General features: G+C 67.2%; 22 protein-coding genes. 6 read left to right on the top strand and 16 right to left on the bottom strand.

All coding sequences use genetic code 11. The features are described 5' to 3' along the window. Positions 1-13 precede the first annotated feature (13 nt). The 5 genes from IP90_RS09110 to IP90_RS09130 all read right to left on the bottom strand — a co-directional run bounded on the left by IP90_RS09110 (position 14) and on the right by IP90_RS09130 (position 5,796). Positions 14-1,249 (bottom strand): ABC transporter permease, encoded by a 1,236-nt coding sequence (locus IP90_RS09110; RefSeq protein WP_144899325.1) that lies wholly within the window; start codon positions 1,247-1,249, stop codon positions 14-16. A gap of 129 nt (positions 1,250-1,378) precedes the next feature. Further along, complete coding sequence (locus IP90_RS09115; RefSeq protein WP_144899326.1) at positions 1,379-2,077, bottom strand: ABC transporter ATP-binding protein; 699 nt, start codon at positions 2,075-2,077, stop codon at positions 1,379-1,381. After that, positions 2,074-3,588 (bottom strand): efflux RND transporter periplasmic adaptor subunit, encoded by a 1,515-nt coding sequence (locus IP90_RS09120; RefSeq protein WP_144899327.1) that lies wholly within the window; start codon positions 3,586-3,588, stop codon positions 2,074-2,076. Before IP90_RS09120 ends, IP90_RS09115 begins: the two co-directional genes overlap by 4 nt. Before the next feature lie 201 nt (positions 3,589-3,789). Beyond that, positions 3,790-5,076 carry a sensor histidine kinase gene (locus tag IP90_RS09125; protein ID WP_144899328.1) on the bottom strand — a complete coding sequence of 429 codons (1,287 nt, stop codon included), beginning with the start codon at positions 5,074-5,076 and terminating at the stop codon, positions 3,790-3,792. A gap of 6 nt (positions 5,077-5,082) precedes the next feature. After that, positions 5,083-5,796 (bottom strand): response regulator transcription factor, encoded by a 714-nt coding sequence (locus IP90_RS09130; RefSeq protein WP_144899329.1) that lies wholly within the window; start codon positions 5,794-5,796, stop codon positions 5,083-5,085. A 106-nt stretch (positions 5,797-5,902) separates the two neighbouring features. Here IP90_RS09130 and IP90_RS09135 point away from each other — a divergent pair, with 106 nt between their 5' ends. Continuing rightward, positions 5,903-6,244 (top strand): DMT family protein, encoded by a 342-nt coding sequence (locus IP90_RS09135; protein WP_144899330.1) that lies wholly within the window; start codon positions 5,903-5,905, stop codon positions 6,242-6,244. 167 nt (positions 6,245-6,411) lie between these two features. Here IP90_RS09135 and IP90_RS09140 read toward each other — a convergent pair whose 3' ends face one another. The 4 genes from IP90_RS09140 to nudE are packed head-to-tail and all read right to left on the bottom strand — an operon-like array spanning position 6,412 to position 8,998. Continuing rightward, positions 6,412-6,714, bottom strand: coding sequence for an Mpo1-like protein (locus IP90_RS09140; RefSeq protein ID WP_144899331.1), 303 nt, complete (start codon positions 6,712-6,714; stop codon positions 6,412-6,414). 31 nt (positions 6,715-6,745) lie between these two features. Further along, entirely contained in the window at positions 6,746-7,588 is an 843-nt protein-coding gene (gene mazG, locus IP90_RS09145; protein WP_425477091.1) for a nucleoside triphosphate pyrophosphohydrolase, read from the bottom strand. Positions 7,589-7,644: 56 nt separating this feature from the next. Continuing rightward, on the bottom strand, positions 7,645-8,454 hold the full coding sequence (cysQ, locus tag IP90_RS09150) for a 3'(2'),5'-bisphosphate nucleotidase CysQ (RefSeq protein WP_144899332.1): 810 nt from the start codon (positions 8,452-8,454) through the stop codon (positions 7,645-7,647). Further along, entirely contained in the window at positions 8,438-8,998 is a 561-nt protein-coding gene (nudE, locus tag IP90_RS09155; RefSeq protein WP_144899333.1) for an ADP compounds hydrolase NudE, read from the bottom strand. The genes cysQ and nudE overlap by 17 nt, the downstream gene beginning before the upstream one ends. Before the next feature lie 107 nt (positions 8,999-9,105). Here nudE and bioA point away from each other — a divergent pair, with 107 nt between their 5' ends. Beyond that, positions 9,106-10,506 carry an adenosylmethionine--8-amino-7-oxononanoate transaminase gene (bioA, locus tag IP90_RS09160; protein ID WP_144899334.1) on the top strand — a complete coding sequence of 467 codons (1,401 nt, stop codon included), beginning with the start codon at positions 9,106-9,108 and terminating at the stop codon, positions 10,504-10,506. Further along, positions 10,497-11,231, top strand: a complete 735-nt coding sequence (locus IP90_RS09165; RefSeq protein ID WP_144899335.1) for a 16S rRNA (uracil(1498)-N(3))-methyltransferase — start codon at positions 10,497-10,499, stop codon at positions 11,229-11,231. Before bioA ends, IP90_RS09165 begins: the two co-directional genes overlap by 10 nt. A gap of 6 nt (positions 11,232-11,237) precedes the next feature. Here IP90_RS09165 and IP90_RS09170 read toward each other — a convergent pair whose 3' ends face one another. The 7 genes from IP90_RS09170 to pilG all read right to left on the bottom strand — a co-directional run bounded on the left by IP90_RS09170 (position 11,238) and on the right by pilG (position 22,567). Next, positions 11,238-11,708: a chemotaxis protein CheW gene (locus IP90_RS09170; protein WP_144899336.1), complete on the bottom strand. Its 471-nt coding sequence runs from the start codon at positions 11,706-11,708 to the stop codon at positions 11,238-11,240. 38 nt (positions 11,709-11,746) lie between these two features. Next, a complete protein-coding gene (locus IP90_RS09175; RefSeq protein ID WP_144899337.1) occupies positions 11,747-13,165 on the bottom strand; it encodes a chemotaxis protein CheB in 1,419 nt (472 codons plus the stop codon). After that, positions 13,152-19,025 (bottom strand): Hpt domain-containing protein, encoded by a 5,874-nt coding sequence (locus tag IP90_RS09180; RefSeq protein WP_144899338.1) that lies wholly within the window; start codon positions 19,023-19,025, stop codon positions 13,152-13,154. Before IP90_RS09180 ends, IP90_RS09175 begins: the two co-directional genes overlap by 14 nt. Before the next feature lie 124 nt (positions 19,026-19,149). Continuing rightward, positions 19,150-21,171 carry a methyl-accepting chemotaxis protein gene (locus IP90_RS09185; RefSeq protein ID WP_144899339.1) on the bottom strand — a complete coding sequence of 674 codons (2,022 nt, stop codon included), beginning with the start codon at positions 21,169-21,171 and terminating at the stop codon, positions 19,150-19,152. 49 nt (positions 21,172-21,220) lie between these two features. Further along, on the bottom strand, positions 21,221-21,781 hold the full coding sequence (locus tag IP90_RS09190) for a chemotaxis protein CheW (protein WP_144899340.1): 561 nt from the start codon (positions 21,779-21,781) through the stop codon (positions 21,221-21,223). A 2-nt stretch (positions 21,782-21,783) separates the two neighbouring features. Further along, on the bottom strand, positions 21,784-22,149 hold the full coding sequence (locus IP90_RS09195; protein ID WP_144899341.1) for a response regulator: 366 nt from the start codon (positions 22,147-22,149) through the stop codon (positions 21,784-21,786). A gap of 19 nt (positions 22,150-22,168) precedes the next feature. Beyond that, on the bottom strand, positions 22,169-22,567 hold the full coding sequence (gene pilG, locus IP90_RS09200) for a twitching motility response regulator PilG (RefSeq protein WP_144899342.1): 399 nt from the start codon (positions 22,565-22,567) through the stop codon (positions 22,169-22,171). 177 nt (positions 22,568-22,744) lie between these two features. Between pilG and gshB the strand changes: the two genes are divergently transcribed. The 3 genes from gshB to IP90_RS09215 all read left to right on the top strand — a co-directional run bounded on the left by gshB (position 22,745) and on the right by IP90_RS09215 (position 25,222). After that, a complete protein-coding gene (gshB, locus tag IP90_RS09205) occupies positions 22,745-23,692 on the top strand; it encodes a glutathione synthase (RefSeq protein ID WP_144899343.1) in 948 nt (315 codons plus the stop codon). 89 nt (positions 23,693-23,781) lie between these two features. Next, entirely contained in the window at positions 23,782-24,657 is an 876-nt protein-coding gene (locus IP90_RS09210) for an energy transducer TonB (protein ID WP_144899344.1), read from the top strand. 1 nt (position 24,658) lies between these two features. Then, positions 24,659-25,222 (top strand): hypothetical protein, encoded by a 564-nt coding sequence (locus IP90_RS09215; protein ID WP_144899345.1) that lies wholly within the window; start codon positions 24,659-24,661, stop codon positions 25,220-25,222. The last annotated feature ends 69 nt before the right edge of the window (positions 25,223-25,291 follow it).

A 25,291-nucleotide genomic window follows, 5' to 3' on the forward strand; every position in this document is an offset into this window, starting at 1 on the left:
CGGTGACGCGTGGCTACTGCTGGCGCAACGCCTCGATCGGATCCAGCTGCGACGCCTTGCGCGCCGGGTAGTAGCCGAAGAACAGACCAGTCGCGATCGAGAACCCCGCGGCCAGCCCGATCACCTTGCCGTTCAACGCCACCGGCAGCTCACTGAACTGTCCCACCGCCAGCGCGCCGACTATGCCCAGCGCGATGCCGATCACGCCGCCGATCAGCGAGATCAGCATCGCCTCGGCAAGGAACTGGCGGCGCACGTCGGAAGGACCGGCACCCACCGCCATGCGCAGGCCGATCTCGCGGATGCGCTCGGTCACCGACACCAGCATGATGTTCATGATGCCGATGCCGCCGACGATCAGCGAAATCGTCGCCACCGCACCCAGCAGCAGCGACATCAGTCGCGTCGTCTGCGTGCGCGTGGCGACGATCTCGGAAATGTTGCGCACGGTGAAATCGTCCTCGTCGCCGGGCTTGATCCTGTGGCGCTGGCGCAACAGGGCTTCGATCTCGCCCTGCGCGTACGACAGGTCCTTGGCATCGGCGACGGTCAGCGCGACCTGCATCACCGCGCTGGGCGGCAGGCCCATCATGCCGAGCAGTCGGCGGCGCCCGGTTTCCAGCGGCACCATCACCACGTCGTCCTGGTCCTGGCCGAAGCCGCCCTGGCCCTTCGGCGCCAGCGTGCCGACCACGGTGAACGGCACGCGCCCCAGGCGCACGGTCTGGCCGATGCCGCTGTCCTCGCCGAACAATTCGCGGCGCACGGTTTCGCCGAGGATCACTTCCTTGCCCGCGCTGCTGTAATCCTGGGCATCGAAGCCCTCGCCATCGGCGATGGTCCAACCGTTGATCTCGAAATAATCCGGCTGCACACCCTGCCAGTTGCTCGACCAGTTGTTCTCGGCGTACACGATCTGGGTGCCGCCACGCAGCGAGCCCGCGGCGAGCTGCACTTCCGGGATCTCGTTGCGGATCGCCTCGACGTCGCCTTCGGTCAAGGTGAAGAAACTGCTGGAGCTCATCCGTGCGCCACCCGGGCCACGCCGCGAGCCGGGCGAGATGTCGAGCCGCTGCGAACCCAGTCCCGACACCAGCTTGTCGATTTCCGCCTGCGTGCCCTGCCCCACCGACACCATCACGATCACCGCAGCGATGCCGATGATCACGCCCAGCGAAGTCAGCGCGCTGCGCATCCAGTTGCCGCGCAGGGCGTAGATGGCAGTACGGAGGATGTCGGTGAAGTTCATGGGCCGGATTCGTGATTCGTGATTCGTGATTCGTGATTCGTGATTCGTGATTCGTGATTCGTGAGCGGTGAGCGGTGAGCGGTGAGCGGTGAGCGGTGATTGTGCGAATCACCAATCACGAATTACCAATCACGGCCTCTCATGCAACTCACCGTCATGCATCACATAGATGCGATCGGCGTGCGCGGCGACCTCGGCATCATGGGTGATCAGGATGACGGTGTGGTCCTCGTCGCGCAGGCGCTTGAACAGCGACAGGATCTCTTCGCCGGTCTTGGAATCGAGCGCGCCGGTCGGTTCGTCGGCCAGCAGGATCGGTGGCTTGTTGATCAATGCGCGCGCGATCGCCACGCGCTGCTGCTGGCCACCGGACAGTTCACTCGGACGATGGCCGGAACGCGCGGACAGGCCGACCGCATCCAGCGCCTCCTGGGCAAGCCGCAGGCGCTCGGCCGGCGGCACCTGCGCATAGCCGAGCGGCATCGCCACGTTCTCCAGCGCGCTCATCCTCGGCAGCAGGTTGAAGCCCTGGAACACGAAGCCGATCTTGTCGCGGCGCAATGCGGCGAGGTCTTCCTTGTCGAGCGTCGAAACGTCGACGCCATCGCATTCGTAGCGGCCGCTGCTGGGCGTATCCAGGCAACCGATCAGGTTCATCAGCGTCGACTTGCCCGAGCCCGATGGCCCCATGATGGCGACGAAGTCGCCGCGGCCGATGCTCAGGTCAACGCCTTTCAGCGCGACGACTTCGGCCTCGGTGCCCGGCGAATAGACCTTGCCCAGCCCGTGCGTGCGGATGACCACGGCCGGCGGCTGCGGAGTGGTCATTTCGCGGCGCGCTCGCCGGTGATCACCCGATCACCCTCGCGTATGTCACCGGACACTTCGGTATTGGTGCCATCGCTGGCGCCTACGCGCACCATGATCCGCTGCGGCCTGTCGTCGACCAGTTTGTACAACGGCGCTCGCTTGGCGCCGACCAGGGTGGCGATCTGCGCATCCCATTGCTTCTGTTGTGCAGGCGTCAGCGTGCTGCGGAACGGGGCGAACTGCTGCGTGGTGCGCTCGAGCATGCGCTGGCGCATCTGCGCCTGCATGTCGCCGCCGGTGCCACCCATCACCATGCGCATGCCGCCACCACCGCCGAACAAGCCGCTGCCGCCGCCATTGCCCGACTGCGGCGCCATGCGCGCGGCCATGCGCTCGCGCATCGCCTTGATCGCGGCATCAAACGCCGCCTGCTGGGTGGCATCGAGTTTCAGGCCCGCGGCGACCTGCGCCAGATCGTCGGCCATGCCGCCGCCGCGCTGGATGGCAACCTGCGGCGCCGTGTTCGGCGCGCCGTCTTCGCTGGTCGGCTTGAAACGCAGGGCTGCGTTGGACACCTTCAACACATTGCTGCGACGGCTGACTTCGATCTCGGCGTTCACGGTAAGCCCAGGCAGCAGGGTGCCATCACTGTTGTCGACGGTCACGACCACCGGATAGGTCACTACATTGTTCGTGGTGGTGGCCGACAACCGCACCTGGTCGACCACGCCCTTGAACTGGCGGTCGGCGAACGCGTCGGCGGTGAACGACACCGCCTGCCCGACCTTGACCTGGCCGATGTCGGCCTCGTCGACGGCCAGCTCGATCTTCATCTTGGCCAGGTCCTCCGCGATCTTGAACAGCTCCGGCGCCTGCAGGCTGGCGGCGACCGTCTGCCCCGGTTCGATGGTGCGCGTCAGCACCACGCCGTCTACCGGCGAACGGATCACCGTCCGCCCGAGATTGATGCGCGTGGTCTGCGTCGATGCGGTCTGCTGGCGGATCTGCGCCTGCGCGGCATTCACCTGCGCCTGTGCCTGGTCACGCGCGGCGCGGGCCAGGTCGATATCGCTCCTGGCGATCAGCTGCTGCCTGCCGAGGTCGGCCTTGCGCTGGTAGTCCAGCTCGGCGTTGCGCAGCGTCGCCTGCATCTGCCGCAACGAAGCCTGCGCGCTGGCGATGGCGGCGTTGCCCTGCTGGATCTGTGCCTCGTAACTGGCCGGATCGATCCGGGCGATGACCTGGTCCTTCTTGACCCGGTCGTTGAAGTCGACCAGCACGTCGGTCACCTGTCCGGAGATCTGGCTGCCGACGGTGACCGTGGAGATCGCGCTGAGCGTGCCGGTGGCTGAGATCGCCACGCGGATGTCGCCGCGCTCGACCGTCGTCGTGCGGAAACCGCCATCGTCCGGCGCGGCCTTGCGCTGGTTCCAGAACCAGAGGCCTGCCGCCAGCAATGCCAGCACGACGACAACGATGCCGATGCGGCGCACGAGGCGGGAATTGGGGGCTTTGCGGGAAGCGCTCATGTTGTCGATCACCGGGAGTCGACGGACGCTAACGCCCCCGCCACGAAAAGGTTGACAGTAGAACGCGACCGGGCCGGATAGTTCCAGCCTGCCCTTCAGCCGGCGTTTCCTGCTTCATGGAAGAGCGTTGAAGCACGGAGCCTGCGGCCGCACGCCGCTGCCACGGAAATCATCGGCAAGGGTGAGACTTCCGTGCCGGATTCAAACCGGCCGCAAGCCCGCGAAACCGATCGTGGCGGTGGTGCCTTCGCCGAGTGCGCTGTCCAGCGTCACCGACCAGCCCAGGCGTTCGCCGAGGCGACGCACGACGGACAGACCGATGCCCTTGCCTACGGGATGCGCCTGGTCGGCGCGATAGAAGGGTTCGAACGCCTTGTCCAGTTCCTCGCGGCTCATGCCGATGCCGCTGTCGCGAACCACGATGCGATCGGCGCCGATCCGCACTTCGATGCGCCCCTCGTCGGTGAAATTGACCGCGTTGCTGAGCAGGTTGCCGACCATCACGCCGAGTATCCGTGGCGGTGCATGCAGGCGCGGCGACGCATCCTCGATCACTTCCAGCTGCACCGGCTTGCCGGCCAGCAACGGGCGCAGGTTGACCACTTCCTCGTAGACCACGTCGCGCACGTTGAAGTCCTCGCTCTGCGGCGCGATGTCGGCCTCTCGCGCCAGCACCAGGAAGGCGTCGATCACCGCCTCCATGTCGCGGCCGGAAAACTGGATCCGCTGCAGCGAGCGTTGCGTACGCGGCGGCAGGTCCGGGTCGGCCAGCAGCAGGTCGGTGGCGACGCGGATCACGGTCAGCGGCGTGCGCAGTTCGTGGCTGGCATCGCGGGTAAATGCGCGCTCGCGCGAGACGAACGCATCGACACGCACCGCCAGCCCGTGCAATGCATCGGCCAGTTGCCTGACTTCGCCATCGAGCGCGGCGGGCAGGCGCTCGGGCGCCAACTGCTCGGTATCGGGCTGGCGCGGGTCCCAGTGCGCCACCTGCCGTGCCAGCCACGACACCGGCTCCACCAGCCGGCGCGAAGTGCGGTAGGTGAGCCATGACACCGCATATAGCGACAGCAGCGCGAACAGGGTTGGCACCACGCCGAGCCACAGCGACAGTTCGTCTACGAAATCCTCGTCGTAGATCAGGTACAGGCGTCCGGCGGGACGCTCGTCCACGTAGACGATCTGGTTGCTGGCGGGCAGTTCGTGGAAACCGCGGGCGAGTCCGCTCACCACCGGCGGCAACGAGCCGTTGTCCAGCCCGGTCGGGACCACGAAGCCCTTCACCACGATGCCGATCGGCTGCCGCTGGCCCGGGTCACTTTCCCAGCTTTGCCAGTACTCAGCCACGCGCGACTGCAGGCGCCGTTCGAGCAGGCCCTGCTTGAGCACCGAATTAATCGCGAACACGCCGATGACGATCACGAAGCTGGCGATCACCGCCTGCAATATGAAGGCGATCCGGATCTTGCGCGACAACCCCTGCGACATGACCGATCAGGCGGGTGGGTGTTCGATATCCGCGATGCGATAACCGGCGCTTTGCACGGTATGCAGCAACGACCGGTCGAACGGTTTGTCGATGGTCTTGCGCAGGTTGTACAGATGGCTGCGCAAGGTGTCGGAATCGGGCAGGCCATTGCCCCAGATCTCGCGTTCGATTTCCTGGCGGCTGACCACGCGCGGCGATTCGCGCATCAGGATGGTCAACAGCTTCAGGCCGATCGGCGACAGCTGCAGCTCCGTGCCGCCGCGGGTGGCGCGCAGGCTGGCCGGATCCAGCACCAGGTCGGCGACCTTGAGCACTTCGGCACCGACCTGGCGGCGCTCCCGGCGGATCAGGGCACGCAGCCGCGCTTCCAGTTCCTGGATCGCGAACGGCTTGGTCAGGTAGTCGTCGGCACCGGCGCCGAGGCCGGTGAGCTTCTCGTCGAGGGTATCGCGCGCGGTCAGCATCAGCACCGGCGTCGACTTGCGCGCTTCCTCGCGCAGGCGGCGGCAGACCTCGATGCCGTCCAGCCGCGGCAGCATCAGGTCCAGCACGACCACGTCGTAGTTGTTCTCGGTCGCCAGGCGATAGCCGTCGAGGCCGTCCGCGGCATAGTCGACCTCGAAACCACGCCCTTCCAGGTATTCACCCACCATTTCCGAAATGTTGCGGTTGTCCTCGACGATGAGGACCAGTCCTGCGGGTTCTTGCGGGTTTCTCATGATGCCCCCGTTCCTTCAGCTTTGTGAAAGGTGCCAATAAGCGGGTCGAGACAACGTGAAGACGCCATCGTTACGCTAGGCATCTTTCCCTGAACGGCGTCTCGACATGTCCCTGGAGCGATTCCTGCCCGTACTGCTGTTGCTGGGCTCCAACGTGTTCATGACCTTCGCCTGGTATGGACACCTGAAGTACAAGTCGGCGCCGCTGTTTACGGTGATCCTGGTCAGCTGGGGCATCGCCTTCTTCGAGTACTGCCTGATGGTGCCGGCCAACCGCCTGGGCAGCGCGTTCTATTCGGCGCCGCAGCTCAAGGGCATGCAGGAGGTGATCACGCTGCTGGTATTCGCGGCGTTCTCCGTGGGCTATCTCGGCCAGCCACTGAAATGGAACCACTGGGCCGGCTTCGCCCTGATCGCCGTGGCGGCCTGGCTGATCTTCATGGAATGACGGCCGGCGCCGCGAAAGGACTCATGCCGCGCGCGCGGCCCAGGACTTCCAAGCGCTAGAACGGAATCTTGCCGGTGATGATGTCCTTGAACATCACCCCGCCCGCGAGCATCGCCACGCCGCGACAAGGCTCATGCCGCGCGCGCGGCCCAAGGGACTTCCAAGCGCTAGAACGGAATCTTGCCGGTGATGATGTCCTTGAACATCACCCAATCCCCAACGAACGAATACAGCGGATGCTTGAACGTGGCCGGCCGGTTCTTCTCGAAGAAGAAATGCCCGACCCAGGCAAACCCATAGCCGCACAGCAGCGCCGCCAGCAGCCAGCCGGCGTTGCGCTGCACGATGGCGACGGCAACCAGCAGCAGCACGCCGCAGCTGCCAATGAAGTGCAGCCGGCGCGACGTGCGGTTGGCATGTTCGCTCAGGTAGAAGGGATAGAACTCGCGGAAGCTGGCAAAGCGAGGCATGGCGGTCGTTTCCATAGGGCCGGGACCCGCCCTACGGTTTTTCCGTGGCCTTGGCGCGATCCCAGTATCGATCCTGCATCTCCAGCGACAGGCCCGCAAGCGCGGTGCCATCGGCCGCGGCCAGCGCCTCCATCGTCCGGAAGCGCCGTTCGAACTTGAGGTTGGCGCGACGCAACGCCGCACCAATGTCGACGTGGGCATGGCGCGCCAGGTTGGCGCAGACGAACAGCAGGTCGCCGATCTCATCCTCCAGCCGATGCTGCGCCGCGGCGTCGCCCGGGTCCGCGGCGAGGGCTGCGAATTCGGCGCGGACTTCCTCGACCTCCTCGTGCAGTTTCTCGATCACCGGCGCCGGACCTGGCCAATCGAAACCCACCTTGGCCGCACGGTTCTGCAGCTTGATCGCGCGTTGCCACTCGGGCAGACCGCGCGCGATGCCGGCCAGTGCCGACGCATCCTGGTCGCCGTTGGCCTCGCGTTCGCGACGCTTGTGCTCATCCCAGGCGACGGTCTGCGTCGCGGCATCCGTTATTGCTTCCGAAACCGGCCCCGCGGAAGAGGGGAACACGTGCGGGTGCCGCCGCGTCATCTTGTCGCTGATCGCCGCGACCACGTCGGCGAAGGCGAACGCGCCCTGCTCCTGCGCCATGCGCGAGTGGAACACCACCTGCAGCAGCAGGTCGCCGAGTTCGTCCTTCAACGCCGGCAAGTCGTTGCGGTCGATCGCGTCGGCGACCTCGTACGCTTCCTCGACGGTATACGGCGCGATGCTGGCGAAAGTCTGTTCGATGTCCCAGGGGCAGCCGTGCTCGCGGTCGCGCAGGCGGGCCATGATGTCGAGCAGGCGCTGGATGTCAGATTCGTTCTTCGCCACGTCTTGCTCCGCTCCTTCTCGTCTTGGCCATCATTCCCGTCTTCGCGGGTGATGGCTCAAAGCCACTCGCGCCACGGCAACCCGGGATCGCCCAGTCCGATGAAATCCCCGTTGAGGATCGTGTCGCGCTGGTTGTAGCGCAGCGGCCGTCCCTTCGGGTCGATCACGCAGCCACCGGCTCCTTCCAGGATGCACTGTCCGGCCGCCGTGTCCCATTCGCTGGTCGGGCCGAAGCGCGGATACACGTCCATGCCGCCTTCGGCGAGCCGGCAGAACTTGAGCGACGAGCCCAGCGCAACCGTCTCGACTTCGCCGATACGCGCCATCAACGCCTCGGTACGCGGGTCGCGATGCGAACGACTCGCGGCGACTCGCAACGGCGATCGTGCCGGCCGGCGCACCGCGATGGGCGCGTCGTGATCGCCGACGCGACGCCAGGCGCCGAGGCCTTGCCGCGCATGCCACAACAGGCCGGTGACCGGCGCCTGGATCACGCCAAATACCGGCACGCCGTGGTCGATCAGGGCGATGTTGACGGTGAACTCGCCGTTGCGCTTGACGAATTCGCGCGTGCCGTCGAGCGGATCGACCAGCCACAGGCGTTGCCATCCGCGGCGCTGCACAAGCGGGATTTCCTCGGCGGCTTCTTCCGACAGCACCGGGATGTCCGGCGCCAGTCGCGCGAGCCCGGCGACGATGCAGCGGTGCGCGGCCAGGTCGGCAGCGGTCAGCGGGCTGGCATCGGCCTTGTGTTCGACATCGAACGCGCCTTCGTATACCTCGAGGATCGCCGCGGCTGCGTCTCGTGCCAGCGCGATGACGCCTTCGCGGAGTTCGTCGTCGACCGGATCAACGTGGTTGCGCATCACCCTGCCTCAACCATTCGCGCGCGATGAACAAGGCAGCGATCGAGCGGCCTTCGGAAAAATCCTCGCGCAGGATCAGCTGGTGCAGGTCGTCGAGTTTCCATGGCACCAGCTCCAGTTCTTCCGGCTCGTCGCCGGGCAGCCGTTCGGGATACAGGTCGCGTGCGACCACCAGCGCGGTCTGGTGGCTCATGTAGGTAGGTGCCAGCGACAGCGATCGCAGCACGGTCAACGAGTGCGCGCCGTAGCCGGCTTCTTCCTTCAGTTCGCGGTTGGCCGCCTGCAGTGGCGTCTCGCCGGCATCGATCCTGCCCTTGACCAGCCCCAGTTCGTAGCGGTGCACGCCGGCCGCGTATTCGCGCACCAGCAGCACGGTGTCGTCGTCGAGCAGCGGCACCACTGCCACGGCGCCATGGCCGCGACCGTGCAGGCGTTCGTAGCGACGGCGTTCGCCGTTGCCGAACTCCAGGTCCAGCCGTTCCATGCGGTAGGGACCGGCGTCGTGCTCGGTGATGCCATGGATGATGGGCAGGCGTTTGGACATGGGATCGTGCATGAAACCTGGGGCTGGGATCTGGGGGCCGAGAAGCAAAAACGGATCGTCGCTGTTCGGCCCTAGGCCCTCGGCGCGCGCAGCCCGATAATGTCCGGATGCAGAAGACGATCGATACCGAAACGATGATAACGGACGCCGACCGCTGGCGTGCGCGCGACCTGGCCGTGCTGTGGCATCCCTGCACGCAGATGCGCGAGCATCCGGACACGTTGCCGCTGCTGCCGATCGCGCGCGGCGACGGCGCGTGGCTGGTCGGACACGACGGCCGGCGCTACCTGGACGCGGTCAGCAGCTGGTGGACCAACCTGTTCGGCCATGCCGAACCACGCATCGCCGATGCAATCGCGCGGCAGGCACGCACGCTGGAACAGGTGATCCTGGCCGGTTGTTCGCATGAGCCGGCGGTCGAACTGGCCGAGCGTCTGCTCGCGCTGGCGCCGCGCCAGCCCGGACGCGAACCGCTGGCCAAGGTGTTCTATGCCGACAACGGTTCGGCTGGCGTCGAGGTGGCGTTGAAGATGGCGTTCCAGTGGCATCGCAATCGCGGCGACCTGCGGCGCACCAAGTTCGTCGCGCTGGAGAACGGTTATCACGGCGAGACGCTGGGCGCGCTGGCGGTCGGCGACATCCCGTTATACCGGCGCGTGTACGCGCCATTGCTCGCGGAAGCGCTGTTCACGCCGTCGCCGGATGCTTACCTGGCGCGGCCCGGACAGAGCGCCGCCGGGCATGCGGAAGATGCCGCCGACGCGCTGGCGCGCCTGCTCGACGAGCACGTCGGCGAAATCTGCGCGCTGATCCTGGAACCGCGGGTGCAATGCGCCGGCGGCATGCGCATGCACGATCCGGCCTACCTCCGGCGCGCGCGCGAACTGTGCGACGTGCATGGCGTATTCCTGATCGCCGACGAGATCGCGGTCGGCTTTGGCCGCACCGGCACGATGTTCGCCTGCGAACAGAGCGGCGTGATGCCGGACCTGCTGTGCCTGTCCAAGGGCCTCACCGGCGGCTTCCTGCCGCTGGCGGCGGTACTGGCCACGCAGGAGATCTACGACGGTTTCCTCGACGATTCGCGCGAGCGCGCCTTCCTGCATTCGCACAGCTATACCGGCAACCCGCTGGCCTGCGCGGCGGCACTGGCCTCGCTCGACATCTTCGCGACCGACGACGTGCTTGCGCGCAACCGCGCGACCGCGGCGACGATGACGGCGCTTGCCGCGCCGTTGGCAAGCCATCCACAGGTGGCCGATGTTCGCCAGGCCGGCATGATCGTCGCCTTCGAGCTGGCCCAGGGCGGCGACAAGCGCATGCCGTTCGATCCGGCGCATCGCATTGGCCTGCGTGCCTACCGCGCGGCACTGGAGCGCGGCGTGTTGCTGCGGCCGCTCGGCGACGTGCTGTACTGGATGCCGCCGTACTGCATCGATGACGCGCAGCTGGCATTGCTCGCCGAGACCACGCGCGCGGCGATCGACGAGGCAACCGCGTGCGCCTGACCCGTGCCTTCGTCGACATGCCGCTCGCGATCGGGCAGCGACTGGCCCTCCCGGACGCGACGGCCGCGCACCTGGTGCGCGTCTTGAGGCTGGCCGAAGGCGATGCCTGCGTGCTGTTCAACGGCGATGGCCACGATTACGACGCGCGGCTGCTGTCGGCCAACAAACGGGGTGCACAGGCGGAGGTGCTGGCGTCGCGTGCGGTCGACAACGAATCGCCGCTGCGCATCGTGCTGCTGCAGGGCATCGCGCGCGGCGAGAAGATGGACCTGATCCTGCAGAAGGCGACGGAACTCGGCGTTGCCGGCATCGTGCCGGTGCTGGCCGAACGCACCGAGGTGAAACTGGACGCCGAACGCCGTGCCAAGCGGACCGCGCACTGGCGCAATGTGGTGGTATCTGCGTGCGAGCAGTCCGGGCGTGCACGCGTTCCGGATCTTGCATCGCCATTGCCATTGGCGGAAGCCGCGGCAGGATTGCCGACCGATGCCTTGAAACTGACGCTGGATCCCGCCGGCGAGCGCTCGGCGCGGACATTGGGAACGCTGCCATCAGGCGTGATCGCGATCGCGATCGGCCCGGAAGGCGGCTGGTCGCCGCGCGACCGGGAAACGCTGGGCGCGGCGGGCTTCGAAGGCTTGGGTCTGGGTCCGCGCATCCTGCGCACCGAGACCGCCGGCCTGGCCGCGATCGCCGCGCTGCAGTCGAGGTTCGGCGACCTGTAGGGCTGTCTACGCGGCCTGCCAGAACTCGCCGATGCGGTTTTCCAGGGCCGCCAGATCGGGCAGCAGTGCGGCGTCTTCCTTCAGCAGCACGCGCGCCTGCACGCCGGCCGGCAAGGCCTCGCCGTCGTGCGCGTCTTCGGACAATTCGTCGTGCGCGACCGTGACCAGCCGCGGAAAGCCCTGCGTCAGCAGGGCGAAGAACGGCAGCCTGGAATTGCCGCCGAGTGCTTTCAGCACCAGCACCTTGTTGCCGAGCACCGCGTTTTCCTCGGCAATCCCGGCCATGCGCGAGAACGCGATCAGCGGCAGGCGCCAGCCGCGCCAACGGATGTGGCCCAGCAGCCACTCCGGCGCGTCGTCGACCGGCTCCGGCTGCGCGTACGACAGCACCTCGGCAATGGTCGCGTTCGGCAGCAGCAGCCGCGCGCCGGTCACCTGGATCAACACCCCGCGGATGTCGTTGCTTGCGTTCGCCATGCCCTGTCCTTACCTGTAAACCCGAATCGCGGAGATGATCAGACCGGCCAGCGCTCGCTCAGACGCTCGGCCAGTTGCACTGGCAAGCCGGCCTCGCCACCGCGCGCGACCAGGTCGTTGGCGGCAGCCGGTTCGAAGCAGCCTTCCGTCGACTGGCCTCCGACCCAGGCGCCGGCAGCGGCAAGCCGCAGCACCGGGTCGACGAAGGCAAGATCGGCACCGCTGAGCACCACCACCGCACTGTCGTTGGCCGGCAGTGCATCGAGCAGGCCAGCCGATTCGCTGAACACCAGCTCGGCCGCCTTGCGCACCAGGCCCAGCGCCGGCGGCACCACATACACGTTGCCGGCTTCCGGCACCATGTTGGTCACCGCCAGCAGCACCGGCATCGCCGAAGCGCGAGCCATCTGCCCGACGAGCTTGTCGTACTGCCCGCCATCGAGCCGCTGCAGGATCAGCACTGGACGCGGAAAACCTTCCGGCAGGCCCTTGAGTATCTGCCGCACCGCGTCCGGCCCGCCCAGCCCGGCCAGCAGCACCACCGCGCCGCGCTGCGGCCCGTGGCCATAGCTGTCGGTGTCGGCCAGCGACAGGCCGGCGATGCGGCGCTCCAGTTCCTCGATGTCGTGTTGCGCCACCGGCGTCGCGGGACGCGCCTGCGCGCCGCCGCTGTCGTCCAGGCTCCAGTCGTTGCTGTTGAACGTGCGCGGCTCGGCGGCGACCGGCAGTTCGGCGGCCTCGCGCGCCATGTCGCTGTCGCGCAGGAATTCGTCGAGCCCCATGACCGCTTCCGGCGTCGTTACTGCGCTGTCATCGCGCGCGCGCGGGGAATCGGCGGCGTCACCGGTATCGAAACTGTTGAAGTCGATCGGGCCGATGTCGGCCGGCTCGGGATCGAGCAGCCCGATGTCGACCTCGTCGACTTCGACCAGCACGCCGATTCCGACCGCGTCGATCGGCAACACCTCGGCATGGTTGCCGGCTTCGTCGACATACTCGTCGATCGATTCCGGCACCGGTTGTGCCTGCTGCAATCCAGCGGGCATTCCCGGCTGCGGATAGTCGTCGGCTTCGGTCTGCCCTGGCGGCAACACGTCGTCGTGGCCGTACAGCTTGGCGTGCAGGTGCCGCGTCCAGCGCGCCGCATCCCAGCCCTCGCGCCGTGCCGCCAGTTCCGCCTCGTCGAAGATCACCGCGATCGACGGATCGCCCAGCACCGCTTCGAAACGCTCGAGATGCCCCTCGATCGCGGGATCCAGCGCCACCAGCACGCTGTCCGGCGCCGCCGCGATCACCGCATCGACGGCGATGCCGGAAGGATCGGCGACCAGCACCACGTCGGCGCCGGCATGTTGCAGCGCGTCGCGCAGGCGATCGCTGGCCACGCCGGGCTGCGCCAGCAGTACCGCGCGCCGCCGTCGCAGGGCGACTTCAACCACAGGCTCAGGCGTGGTCACGGGTCAGCCCCAGCAGGTCGAACACGTTGCGCATGAGCTCCTGCTCCTGGTACGGCTTGCCCAGGTAGCGTTCCACGCCGATGTCGAATGCGCGCTGGCGATGCTTCTCGCCGGTGCGCGAGGTGATCATCGCGATCGGCACGTTGCGCAGGCGCGGATCGAGCTTCATCGTCGTCGCCAGCTCGTAGCCATCCATGCGCGGCATTTCGATGTCGAGCAGCATCAGGTCCGGCACGCGCTCGGTCATGCGTTCGAGCGCATCGAGTCCATCCTTGGCAGTGACGACCTCGAAGTTGTGGCGTTCCAGCACGCGGCCGGTCACCTTGCGCATGGTCACCGAATCGTCGACCACCATCACCAGCGGCACGCCGCGTTCCGGTGCCGCGGGCGCGAATTCGACTTCGCGCGGCTGCGTCGCCTGGCGGCGCACCAGCGGCGCGATGTCGAGGATCACCACCACGCTGCCGTCGCCCATGATGGTCGCGCCGAAGATGCCTGGCACCGAAGCCACCTGCGGGCCGACCGGCTTGACCACGATCTCGCGGTTGCCCAGCACCTGGTCGATGCTGACCGCCGCGCGCAGGTCGCCGGAGCGGATCAGCAGCAGCGGTACCTGCAGCTGGCCTTCGGCCTTGGCCGGCGCGTGGCTGAGCAGCGTGCCGAGGTCGTGCAGCGCATAGTCTTCGCCGCCGTAGCGGTAACTGGTGCCCCCGGTCGCCAGTTCATCGCGACCGATGCGGCCGACGCCGCGCACCGAGGCGATCGGCACCGCGAAGCTGGTCTCGCCGATGCGCACGAACACCGCCTGCGTCACCGCCAGCGTCTGCGGCAGGCGCATGGTGAAGGTGACGCCTTGTTTGGGCCGCGAAGTGATGTCGAGCGCGCCGCCGAGCTGGCGTACTTCGCTGTGCACCACGTCCATGCCGACGCCGCGACCGGCCAGATGGCTGACTGCATCGGCGGTCGAGAAACCCGATTCGAGGATCAGCGTGTCCAGGTCGGCATCGGCGAGCACCGCACCGGCGCGCACCAGTCCACGCTCTTCGGCGCGGCGACGGATCGCCTGGCGGTTGAGGCCGGCGCCGTCGTCGGCGACTTCCAGCACCACTTCCGAGCCTTCGCGACGCATCGAGATGCGCACCGTGCCTTCTTCCGGCTTGCCGGCCTTGCGGCGCTGCTCCGGCGTTTCCAGGCCGTGCGCGACCGCGTTGCGCAGCATGTGTTCCAGCGGCGCGGTCATGCGCTCGAGCACGTTGCGGTCGAGTTCGCCCTGTGCGCCGTCGAGTTTCAGCTGAACCTGCTTGCCGGTCTCGCTGGCGGCCTGGCGGATCACGCGACGCAGGCGCGGCACCAATGCATCGAACGGCACCATGCGCGTGCGCATCAGACCTTCCTGCAGGTCCGAACTGACGCGCGACTGCTGCAGCAGCAGTGTTTCGTACTGGCGGGTCAGATCCTCCATCGAGCCCTGCAGGCTCGCCAGGTCGGCCGCGGATTCGCCGAGGCCGCGCGACAGCTGCTGCAGGGTCGAGAAGCGGTCCAGCTCGAGCGGATCGAAGGTCTGGTCGGAGGTTTCGTGCTCGCGCTGGTAGCGGGCGATGATCTGCGCTTCGGTTTCGATGTCCAGGCGGCGCAGCTGGTCGCGCAGGCGCGCGTTGGTCTGCTCCATTTCGCCCATCGCCGAACGGAACGCACCGAGCTGCTGCTCCAGTCGCGCACGATAGATCGCAACCTCGCCGGCGTAGTTCACCAGCCGGTCGAGCAGATCGGCGCGGATGCGCACCTGCTCCTGCGGCGCGCGTACCGCGATGTCGTCCTCTTCGCCCTGGCCGGCCTCGAGCGGCGCCGACAGCGGCTTCAGTTCGACCACCGGTTGTGGCGCGGCAGTGGAGGCCACGGATCGCGGTGCATCGCTGATGCTTTCGCCGCGGGCGCGTGCGTCGAATTCCTCGATCAGGCCGACTGGTACCGCGACGGCACGGCGCGCAGCGACGCGGCCGAGCATCGCGTGCAGCCGATCGAAACCGCGCTCCAGCAACGGCACGCCATCGCGGCCGAGTTCGCAGCGATGTTCGGCTACGGCCTCCAGCAGCGTTTCCATGGCATGGCCCAGATCGCCCACGGCCATGATCCCGGCCATGCGCGCGCCACCCTTCAGCGTATGCAGGTCGCGTTGCAGGCCGACCACCGGTTCGCGATCGGTAGGCGCTTCGCGCAGGCGCGCGAGCAGCCCGTCGGCGTGGTCGAGGATGTCGCCAGCTTCCTCGACGAAGATGTCGACCAGTTCCGGATCCAGGTCGGTGAGATCCAGCGCCTCGTCCGGGTCCTCGGTGGACGCCATGACTCCGGCCAGCAGCGTGGCGACGGCGCTGTCGGAACCGGCGTCCGCACCGGTTTCGACTTCATTCGATTCGGTTTCAGGTGCCGGCGTTGCGGCGGCAACGCGTTCCGCCTCGGCTTGTTCCGCTGCCAGGCGCTCGGCTTCCGCGCGCTCGACTTCGATACGCTGCGCCTCGGCACGCTCGGTGGCGATGCGTTCGGCTTCTGCACGCTCGGCTGCGATGCGTTCGGCTTCCAGGCGCTCGGCTTCGACTCGCGCAGCCTCGGCCTGTTCGGCGGCAATGCGCTCCGCCTCGAGCCGCTGCGCCTCCAGCGCCTGTTCCTGCGCGATACGTTCGGCTTCGGCCTGCTCGGCTTGCCGGCGTGCCTGTTCCTGCGCTTCGGCCTGCGCGACCCGCTCCGCCTCCAGGCGCTCGGCTTCGGCTGCGGCGGCCAGCGCAACGGCGGCACGCTCGGCTTCCGCACGTTCGGCGGCGGCACGCTCCGCCTCTGCGCGCTCGGCGGCGATGCGTTCGGCCTCGGCTTGTTCCGCCTCGACGCGGATCGCCTCGAGTTGTTCGGCTTCGACCCGTTCCGCTTCCAGGATCGCAGCCTCGATGGCCGCGATCTCGAGCCGTTCCTGCGCTTCGATCCGCTCCAGTTCGACGCGCTGCGCGTCCGCTTGCGCCGCGATGTCCTCCTCGGTCGGCGCCGGCTCTTCGCTCAGGTCGACCGCCGGCGTCTCCTCGTCCAGCCCGAAGATCGAGACGCTCGGCTCCGGCAGGCTGTCGCGCAGGTCGATCAGGCGCACCGCGAGCATGGTCTGCACCGGCACCATCGATTCCGGTGCTTCCAGGCCGGCGACGGTAGCGCGGATCTGCGTGGCCAGTTCCGACAGCGCGGCAATGCCTTCCGCCTCGGGCACGCGGCCGGACGCCAGCAAGCGCTTGACGTAAGCCTCCGCCGGCAGAGTGGCATCGACGATTTCCGGCACTTCGGTCATCGCGAATGCGCCGTTCATGGTGTGGATCGCGCGCAGCAGCGCGTCGTCCGCCGGCTGCGGCGAAAGCCGCGAGCGTTCCAGCCAGGCATCGACGGTCTGCAGGTGGCCATCGACTTCCACGCCAAGGATTTCCAGCAGGACCGGATCGACCGTCACCGCACGCAGTTCGGTTGCGAGCGCGGTGGCGGCCGGCATCTCTTCCTGCGGTGCCTCGAGGATGATTTCCTCGACTTCGATGCCGTCGTACGGCACTTCGAGTGGCCCGGACTGCGCCGCAGCGAAGCTGGCCGGCGCCGTGTAATACGCTTCCTCGCCGGCCGCCAGGCGATCGGCGACGGCCTCGATGCCGGACAGGTCGATCGCCAGCGGCGTGGCGCCGCTCAATGCCGCGTGCAGCATCGGCAGGGTGTTGAACGCGTGATCGACCAGCGCGAGCACCGCTGGCGTCGGCGGGCGAGTGCCGTCGAGCACGCGGTTGAGCATGTTCTCGACTTTCCAGCTGAACTCGCCGAGCACGCGCGCTCCGACCAGGCGGCCGCTGCCCTTGAGCGTGTGGAACACGCGGCGGATCGGGCGCAGGCGATCGAGTTGTTCGGGTTGTTCGCGCCACTGCGGCAACAGCTGGCCGAGGTTGGCGATCTCCTCTTCGAATTCCTCGAGGAAGATCTCGCGGATCTCGTCGTCGATCTCGTCGTTGCTGAAATCGAAGCCGCCGCTGCCGGCCTCGACGCCTTGTCGCGCCACTGCGGGAACCGCGGCGACCGCAGCGGCCGGGTTCGCTTCGGCCGCGACGATCGCGTCGATCCGGTCGAGCGTCTCGTCCTGCACCACGGCCACGGTTTCGGACTGCGGCAACGGCCAGTAGCGCAACGACTCCAGGCTCTGCCGCGTGATCGCGAGGATCTCCTCGGAATTCTGGCGACGGTCGCGGACCGCTTCCAGGTAGTACTCCAGGCTGGCCAGCGCATCGGCCAGCGTGTCGAGCTGGCGGCCATTGGGCACGCGCTTGCGCGACAGCAGTTCGGCCTCGGTGTAACGGCGCACGCCTTCGAGGTAATTTGCCGGCTCGGGCAGTTCCAGCATGCGCAGCGCGCCGGAGACTTCGGCCAGCAGGCGCGGCACTTCGCTCAGCTGGGCGTGATCCCAGTTGGTTTCGACGAAGGCGACGAAGCCCTGGCGCGCGTCGGCGAAGTTGGCGATCGCCTCGCGCACCAGCACTTCCAGCACCTTGTGCGATTCGTTGGCGATCAGGTCTTCCTGCTCGCCCAGGCCCGGCTGGCCGAGCCGTGCGACCTGGTCGTCCAGCGAAGCGTCGACGTACAGCAGCGCGCCGGCAACGTCGAGCAGCGCATCCTCGTCGGTGGGGCGATTGCTGGAGGTCAGTTCGCGCAGCGCGTCGCGCTGCTGCAGCACCACGTCGCGGGCGACGCCGAGGCCGAGCATGCCCAGCGTGTCGGCGACGCGGTCCAGCGCCACCACCTGCGGCTGCAGTTCGCCAGCGTCGCTGCGGTTGGTGCGCAGGTGCAGGTCGAGCGCGTCCTTGATGCGCAGCAGGTCTTCCTTGATGGCGCCTGCGACGGTATCGAGCAGCGCGCGGTTGCGCCCACTCATGCTGCCGCGCGCATGCGCGAGTTCGGATTCGCTCGGCGCCTCACCGACCAGGCCGAAAGTGGCGCGCAACGCATCCAGCGCCGGGTGCGATTCGCTCGCCTGGGCGACGTGGTAGAGCAGCTGGCGCGTGCATTCCAGTTGCGAATGCGGAGCGCGTGCGCTGCCATCGCCTTCGCCGAATTCGCGTCGTGCCTCGCGCTCGACGCTGCCGAACGCCTCGCGCAGCGAATAGGCGCTGCCGAGGCCGCCATCGCGCAGCGCGGCGGCGGTTTCGGTGGCGACCCACAGCATGCGACGCGCGGCAGGTTCGCTGGCCAGGCCGAGCAGGCCCTGCAATGCCTGCGTCAGGGTGGCGTAGTCGCCCGGCGTGGTTTCGCTCCAGCCGGCCAGCGATTCGCGCAAATCGGACAGCAGCGGTTGCGCGTCGGTCTCGCGCTGTCGCACCGGCGTATCGACCGGTTGCGGCAGCGTGACCGGCAGCGGCCGGTCCAGATCGGGTGCGAACAGCACGCTCTCGCTCAGGCCCTTCTCGCCGCGCGCACTGCGCAGTTCGTTGAGCAACGGCAGCAGGACGATCGGAATGTCCTTGTGCCCGCCCTGCAGGCGCTCCAGGTAATCGGGCAGCAGCACCACACCGCGCATCAGGCTGGAACAGGCCTCGTCGCGGTTTGCCACCTGTCCGGAGGCGATCGCCTTGGCCAGCGCCTCCATTTCCTCGGCCACCATCGCTGGCGCATACAGTTCCACCATGCGCAGCGTGCCCTGCACCTGGTGCAGGAAGCCGGCGGCGAAGCGCATGCGGCTCGGGTCGGCGGGATCGTCGGCATAACCTTCGATCTCGTGCTGCGTCTGGCGCAGGGTCTCGTCGAGCTCGGGTTTGACCCAGCCCAGCGTGGTGTAGTCGATCGCGTCGCGCAGCGCCGTCATCGCGCAACTCCGTCACACGCGGGAACGCACGTCGCCGCGTGCGCTATGCGCACGACCAGGGCGTTGGTGTGCATAGCGCACACATTGGCAGCCAATCCTTTCATGCCGTCGTCGATTCCCCGGCTCAGGCCGGCAGCTTGAAGTCGGCGACCGAGCGACGCAGGTCGGCAGCCAGCTGCGCCAGGTTGCCGATCGACTCGGCGGTCTGGTTGGCGCCCTGCGAGGTCTGCGCGGTGATCGACTGGATCGTGTTCATCGTCTGGGTGATGTTGGATGCCGCGCTGGACTGCTGCTGCGAAGCGGCCGAAATGCCCTGGATGAGGCCGGACAGGTCGTTGGACACGCGTTCGATCTCGCCCAGCGCGGTACCGGCGTCTTCCGCCAGTCGCGCGCCGCTGACCACCTCGGCGGTGGTCTGTTCCATCGAACTGACCGCTTCGTTGGTATCGGACTGAATCGTCTGCACCAGCGTCTCGATGCGCTTGGTCGCGTTCGATGCGCGTTCGGCCAGTCGCTGCACTTCGTCGGCCACCACCGCGAATCCGCGGCCCGCCTCGCCGGCCGACGCGGCCTGGATCGCCGCGTTCAGCGCCAGGATGTTGGTCTGTTCGGAGATGTCGTTGATCAGTTCGACGATCGAGCCGATCTCCTGCGAGCTTTCGCCCAGCCGCTTGATGCGCTTGGAGGTTTCCTGGATCTGGTCGCGGATCGAGTCCATGCCGGCGATCGTCTGCCGCACCACGCCGGCGCCCTTGGTCGCGATCTGCACCGAGCGCTGCGCCACGTCGGCCGACTCGGCGGAATTCTTCGATACCTGGTCGATGCTCGCCGCGATTTCGCTGATGCGGTCGGACGCGGAATTGATTTCCTGCGCCTGGTGTTCGGCAGCCTCGGCCAGGTGCATGGCGGTGGCCTGCGTTTCCTGCGCGCTGGATGCCACCTGCACGGAGGTGTCGTTGATCGTCTGCACCAGGCTGCGCAGCTGCTCGACGGCGAAGTTGATCGAGTCCGCGATCGCGCCGGTCATGTCCTCGGTCACGGTCGCCTTCACGGTGAGGTCGCCTTCGGCGAGCGATCCCATCTCATCCAGCAGGCGCATGATCGCCTCCTGGTTGCGGTCGTTGAGCTCCTTGGTGCTCTGGTAGCGCACGCGCTGGGCGCGGTTGAGGCTGACCAGCAGGCCGACGATGGAGAACAGTGCAAGCAGGCCGGACGCGATGCTGATCCAGATGTTGCCGAGCACGGAGGTGTCGCGCAGCGAACCGAACGCGGTGAACGCGCGGAACAGGCTCTCGCTGTCGGTCAGCAGCTTGTTGGAGCCGGCGGTCAGCGAGGCGGCCGAGGACTGCGCGCTGAACAGGTTCTTGGAACTGCCGAGGATGGCGTCGAGATCCTTCTTCATCTCGGCCCATTGCGCGTTGGCCTGGTTGAGCGCGGCGATGGCGGCGACGTTGCCGACCTTCTGCACGTTCATCGCCTCGTCGCCTTCGCGCAGGCCGGCCAGCACCTGGCCGAACACGCCTGCATCGCGCGCCAGCGCGTCGCCTGCCAGCGCCGCGGTCGGGCCGCCAGCCTGGATTTCGGTGACGCGGCGGGCCATGGTCGAGGCCAGCACCACCTGGCGCAGGGCGATATAGACCTGCGAGGCGGGCGAACCGCTCGACGACATCGCGCGCACCACCTCGTCGAGCTGCGCCTGCAGCTGCGGCACGGCCTGGGTGAAGCGGCTGGCGTTGCCGGCCAGGCCCATCACCGCCTTTTCGCTGGCCAGCAGCTGTTCGGCATCCTTGCGCAGCGGCGCCCAGGTCTGGGAGACCGTGTCGATCGGCCCGGACACGCCGGTGGTGGTGCCGAAGCGCTCGTTGAGCAGGCGGATGTCTTCTTCGACCTGGGCCTTGGTGGCCTTGAACGCGGTGAACGACTCGGCGTTGCCCTCGACCGCTTCACGGCCCTGGTTGGCGAGTTTCTGCGAGTTCACCTGCAGGTTCGAGGCCGAAGTGCTGGCGCTGCCGAGCCGCGATGCTTTCCAGATCGCATAGCCGGTGTTGGCGCCGAAGACCAGCAGCGACGCGATCAGCAATCCGACGAAGAAGTTGGTACCGAGATTGCGGCTTTTGCCGGTAACGGTATCCATCACAGTGCTCATGTTCGGCCTCGATCTTTGCTGTTCTGCATGTTTGGTTGAAGCGGCGCGGTCAGGCCGCGGCTTGTCGGAATTCGGGGGTGCGCGACAGCCGTTCCAGGCTGAAGATCCCCCATGCGTGCTCGCCCAGGCGGTAACCACGCTCGACGAAGTGCGCGTAACGCCCTTCCGCCAGCTGCGCTGCGGCCATGTCTTCCTGTTCGATCTGCTGCTGCTCGGTGAAGCCGCGCTGGCCGTACAATTCGTCGATCAGCACCGCCACGTCGCCGCCGTGCTGGCGCATCAGCAGCATGCGCTGGCCTTCGTGCATCACCGTGCGCACGCCTTCGAGGAACTGCTTCAGGTCGATGATCGGCAGCAAATTGCCGCGCACGTTGGCCACGCCCAGCATCCACGGCTGCGCGCCGGGCACCGGCGTTATCGCCGGCACCGGCAGGATTTCGACCACCTCGTCGAAACCCGAAGCCAGCCGGTGCGCGCCGATGCGATAGGCCACGCCACGCCACAGTCCGGGCGCATCGAGCTGCTCGGGCAGGCCGACAACATGCGCCAGGCTCTTGCGCTCGTATTCGGCCAGGATCTGGAACGGCTCGAGGCGGTGTTGCGCGGACATGCTCAGGCGCCGACCAGCTCGTTGATGCGCGCGATCAGCGCGTCTTCGCGCGGCGGCTTGACGATGTAGTCCTTGGCGCCCTGGCGCAGGCCCCAGGCGCGATCGGTCTCCATGCCCTTGGTGCTGACGATCAGCACCGGGATGGTGCTGGTGGCGGCGTCCTTGGACAGCGCGCGGGTGGCCTGGAAGCCGTTCATGCCCGGCAGCACCAGGTCCATCAGCACCAGGTCGGGCATCTCGCGGCGACACATCTCGATGCCGTCCTCGGCGTTGCCGGAGGCCAGCACCTGGTGGCCGTTGCGTTCCAGCAACTGGGTCAGCACGGCGGTGTCGGTAGGTGAATCTTCAATCAGCAGAATACGGGCCATGCGTTGCCTTTCCCCCTGGTCAGGCGTTGACGTGAGTACGGATCGCGCCGAGCAGTTCCTCGCGCGTGAATGGTTTGGTGAGGTACTGCTCGGAACCGACGATGCGACCGCGTGCCTTGTCGAACAGGCCGTCCTTGGACGACAGCATGACCACCGGAGTGGACTTGAACAGCTGGTTGTTCTTGATCAGCGCACAGGTCTGGTAGCCATCCAGGCGCGGCATCATGATGTCGACGAAGATGATCTGCGGCTGTTCGTCGGCGATCTTGGCCAAGGCCTCGAAGCCGTCGTTGGCGGTAACCACCTCGTAGCCTTCGCGCTTCAGCAATGTCTCGGCGGTGCGGCGGATCGTCTTGGAGTCGTCGATCACCATCACCTTCAAGCCACTGAGGCTGGGTGCGCTGCCCTGGTCCTGCATTTCGATGTCCCCTGTGGGCGCGCGAAGAAGTAGGCGCGCCGCGAAACCATCTATATCCCAGCCATCGCGCGCACTGTCAAGTTTTCGTTAGCCGGACGCACCAGCTGAATGGCGGAAGCGGACGGTGTCGCGGGCCCGACTGTTAAGATCGCCGCCCTGACCGGGGGAATGACCGCCATGCCGCTCGAAATCATCGTCGTGATGGATCCGATCGAGTCGATCAAGATCGCCAAGGATTCGACATTCGCGATGCTGCTCGAGGCGCAACGTCGTGGTCATCGGCTGCACTACGTCTTGCCGGGGGGGCTGTCGCTGCGCGATGGCCGCTGCAGTGCAGCAACGGCGCCGCTGACCGTCCGCGACGACCCCAAGGGCTGGCACGAACTGGGGCGCACGTCACAGATCGAACCCGGGCCTGGCCACGTGCTGCTGATGCGCAAGGACCCGCCGGTCGACGCCGACTACCTGCACGACACCCACCTGCTCGGTTTCGCCCAACGCGCCGGGGCCCAGGTGGTCAACGATCCGCAGGGTCTGCGCGACTTCAACGAGAAACTGGCGGCGCAGGAGTTCCCGCAATGCTGCCCGCCGACGCTGGTCAGCCGCGACGCCGTGGCGCTGAAAGCCTTCGTCGCCGAGCACGGCGACGCGGTGCTCAAGCCGCTGGACGGCATGGGCGGGCGCTCGATCTTCCGGATCCGGGCCGGCGACGCCAATCTCAACGTGATCCTGGAGACCCTGACCGAAGGCGGTCGCCATCTGGCCATGGCCCAGCGCTACCTGCCGGAGATCGTCGACGGCGACAAACGCATCCTGCTGGTCGACGGCGAACCGGTGCCCTACTGTCTGGCGCGGATCCCGCAGGGCGACGAATTCCGCGGCAACCTGGCTGCCGGCGGCCGTGGCGAGGGTCGCCCGCTGAGCGATCGCGACCGCTGGATCGCCGCCCAGGTCGGCCCGGAGATGAAGCGTCGCGGCATGCGCTTCGTCGGCCTGGACGTGATCGGCGACTACCTCACCGAAGTCAACGTCACCAGTCCGACCTGCATCCGCGAACTCGATGCGCAGTACGGGCTCAACATCGCCGGCCTGCTGTTCGATGCGATCGAAGCCGACCTGCCGTGAAGCTACCCCGGACGCACGAAGTCCGATAAAGCAGATGGATCCACGAACGCTTCCATGATCCGATTCGATCCGTGCCCGCAAAGGTCTTGATGTCGGCCCTTCCCGCCCCCGCCCCGCAGATCGACGAGAACCAGCGCCTGACCGCTTCGCTGGCGCTGTCGGTGCTGCTGCACGGGATGCTGATCCTGGGCCTGGGTTTCGCGCTGGACGATGCGGCGCCGATCCTGCCGACGCTGGACGTGATCCTGACCCAGGCACAGACCCCGCTGACCCCTAAGCAGGCCGATTTCCTCGCCCAGGCCAACAACCAGGGGGGTGGCGAACACGACAAGGCCCTGCGCCCGCGCGATGCCGAAGTCGGCCGCGCACCACAAGCCGAAGCCGGCGTCGCGCCGCGCGAACTGCGTGCCCAGGCACCCGCGCCGCAGCCACCGCCGGAAGCGCGCGTGGTCAGTACCCGCGACAGCAGCACGCAACTGCCGGCCCCCGAGGCGACGCCCACCCCGCCGGACGCGCCGCTGCCGCCGGGCCAGCGGAAAGTCGAACGCGACCTGGCGATGGCGCGACTCGCGGCGGAAATCCACCTGCGCTCGCAGCGCTACGCCAAGCGTCCCAAACGCAAGTTCGTTTCCGCCAGTACGCGCGAATACACCTATGCGACCTACCTGCGCTCATGGGTGGACCGGGTCGAGCGCGTCGGCAATCTCAACTACCCGGACGAGGCGCGCCGGCGTCGCATCGGCGGCCTGCTGGTGATCAGCGTGGCGATCCGCCGCGACGGCAGCATCGAGCGCGCCGACGTGATCCAGTCCAGCCACATCCCCATGCTGGACGCAGCCGCGCTGCGCATCGTGCGCCTGTCCGAGCCCTTCGCGGCGCTTCCGAAGACCGAAGAGGACATCGACGTGCTGCACGTGACCCGCACCTGGCAGTTCCTGCCGGGTGGCGAACTGATCGATCGGTGACATGGACAAGTTCGAATACCTGTCGGTATTGACCTCGATCATCATCGGCCTGGCGATCGCCAACCTGCTGTCCGGCGCGGCACGCCTGATCCAGCTACGTGCGCGGATGAAGCCGCACGCGACAACGCTGTGCTGGATGGCGATTCTGTTCCTGGCCAACATCCAGATCTGGTGGGTCGCGTTCGAGCGGCGCGAGTCAGACGAGTTCACGTTCTTCGCATTCCTGCTCTATCTGATGATGCCGATCGCCGTCTTCATGGTGAGTTTCCTGGTCCTGCCCGACCTCGGCGACGAGGACCATATCGATCTGGCGGCGAACTTCGAGGGCAACCGACCTTGGTTTTTCGCCCTGCTAGGACTCGTCCCCCTGGTGAGCCTGGTCGAGGAATGGGCCAACGAAGGCCGGCTGCCGTTGGATACCGACGCCGCGTTCCGGATCGTGTTCCTGGTCCTGACCATGATCGCTGCTGGCATTCGCAATGCGCATTTCCAACTGTGCAACGCGATCTTTGCCTTGGGTGGCTTCGTCGCCTACGTCGCAGTCCTGTTCCTGCAACTCCGTTAGCTTTTTCTTGCGTAGAGCGGAGCATGCCTTCACCCACCCCTTCCGCACGCGGGAGATGGTTTCAGACTG

It is taken from the genome of Luteimonas cucumeris, from assembly GCF_007830035.1.
GTDB lineage: Bacteria > Pseudomonadota > Gammaproteobacteria > Xanthomonadales > Xanthomonadaceae > Luteimonas_C > Luteimonas_C cucumeris.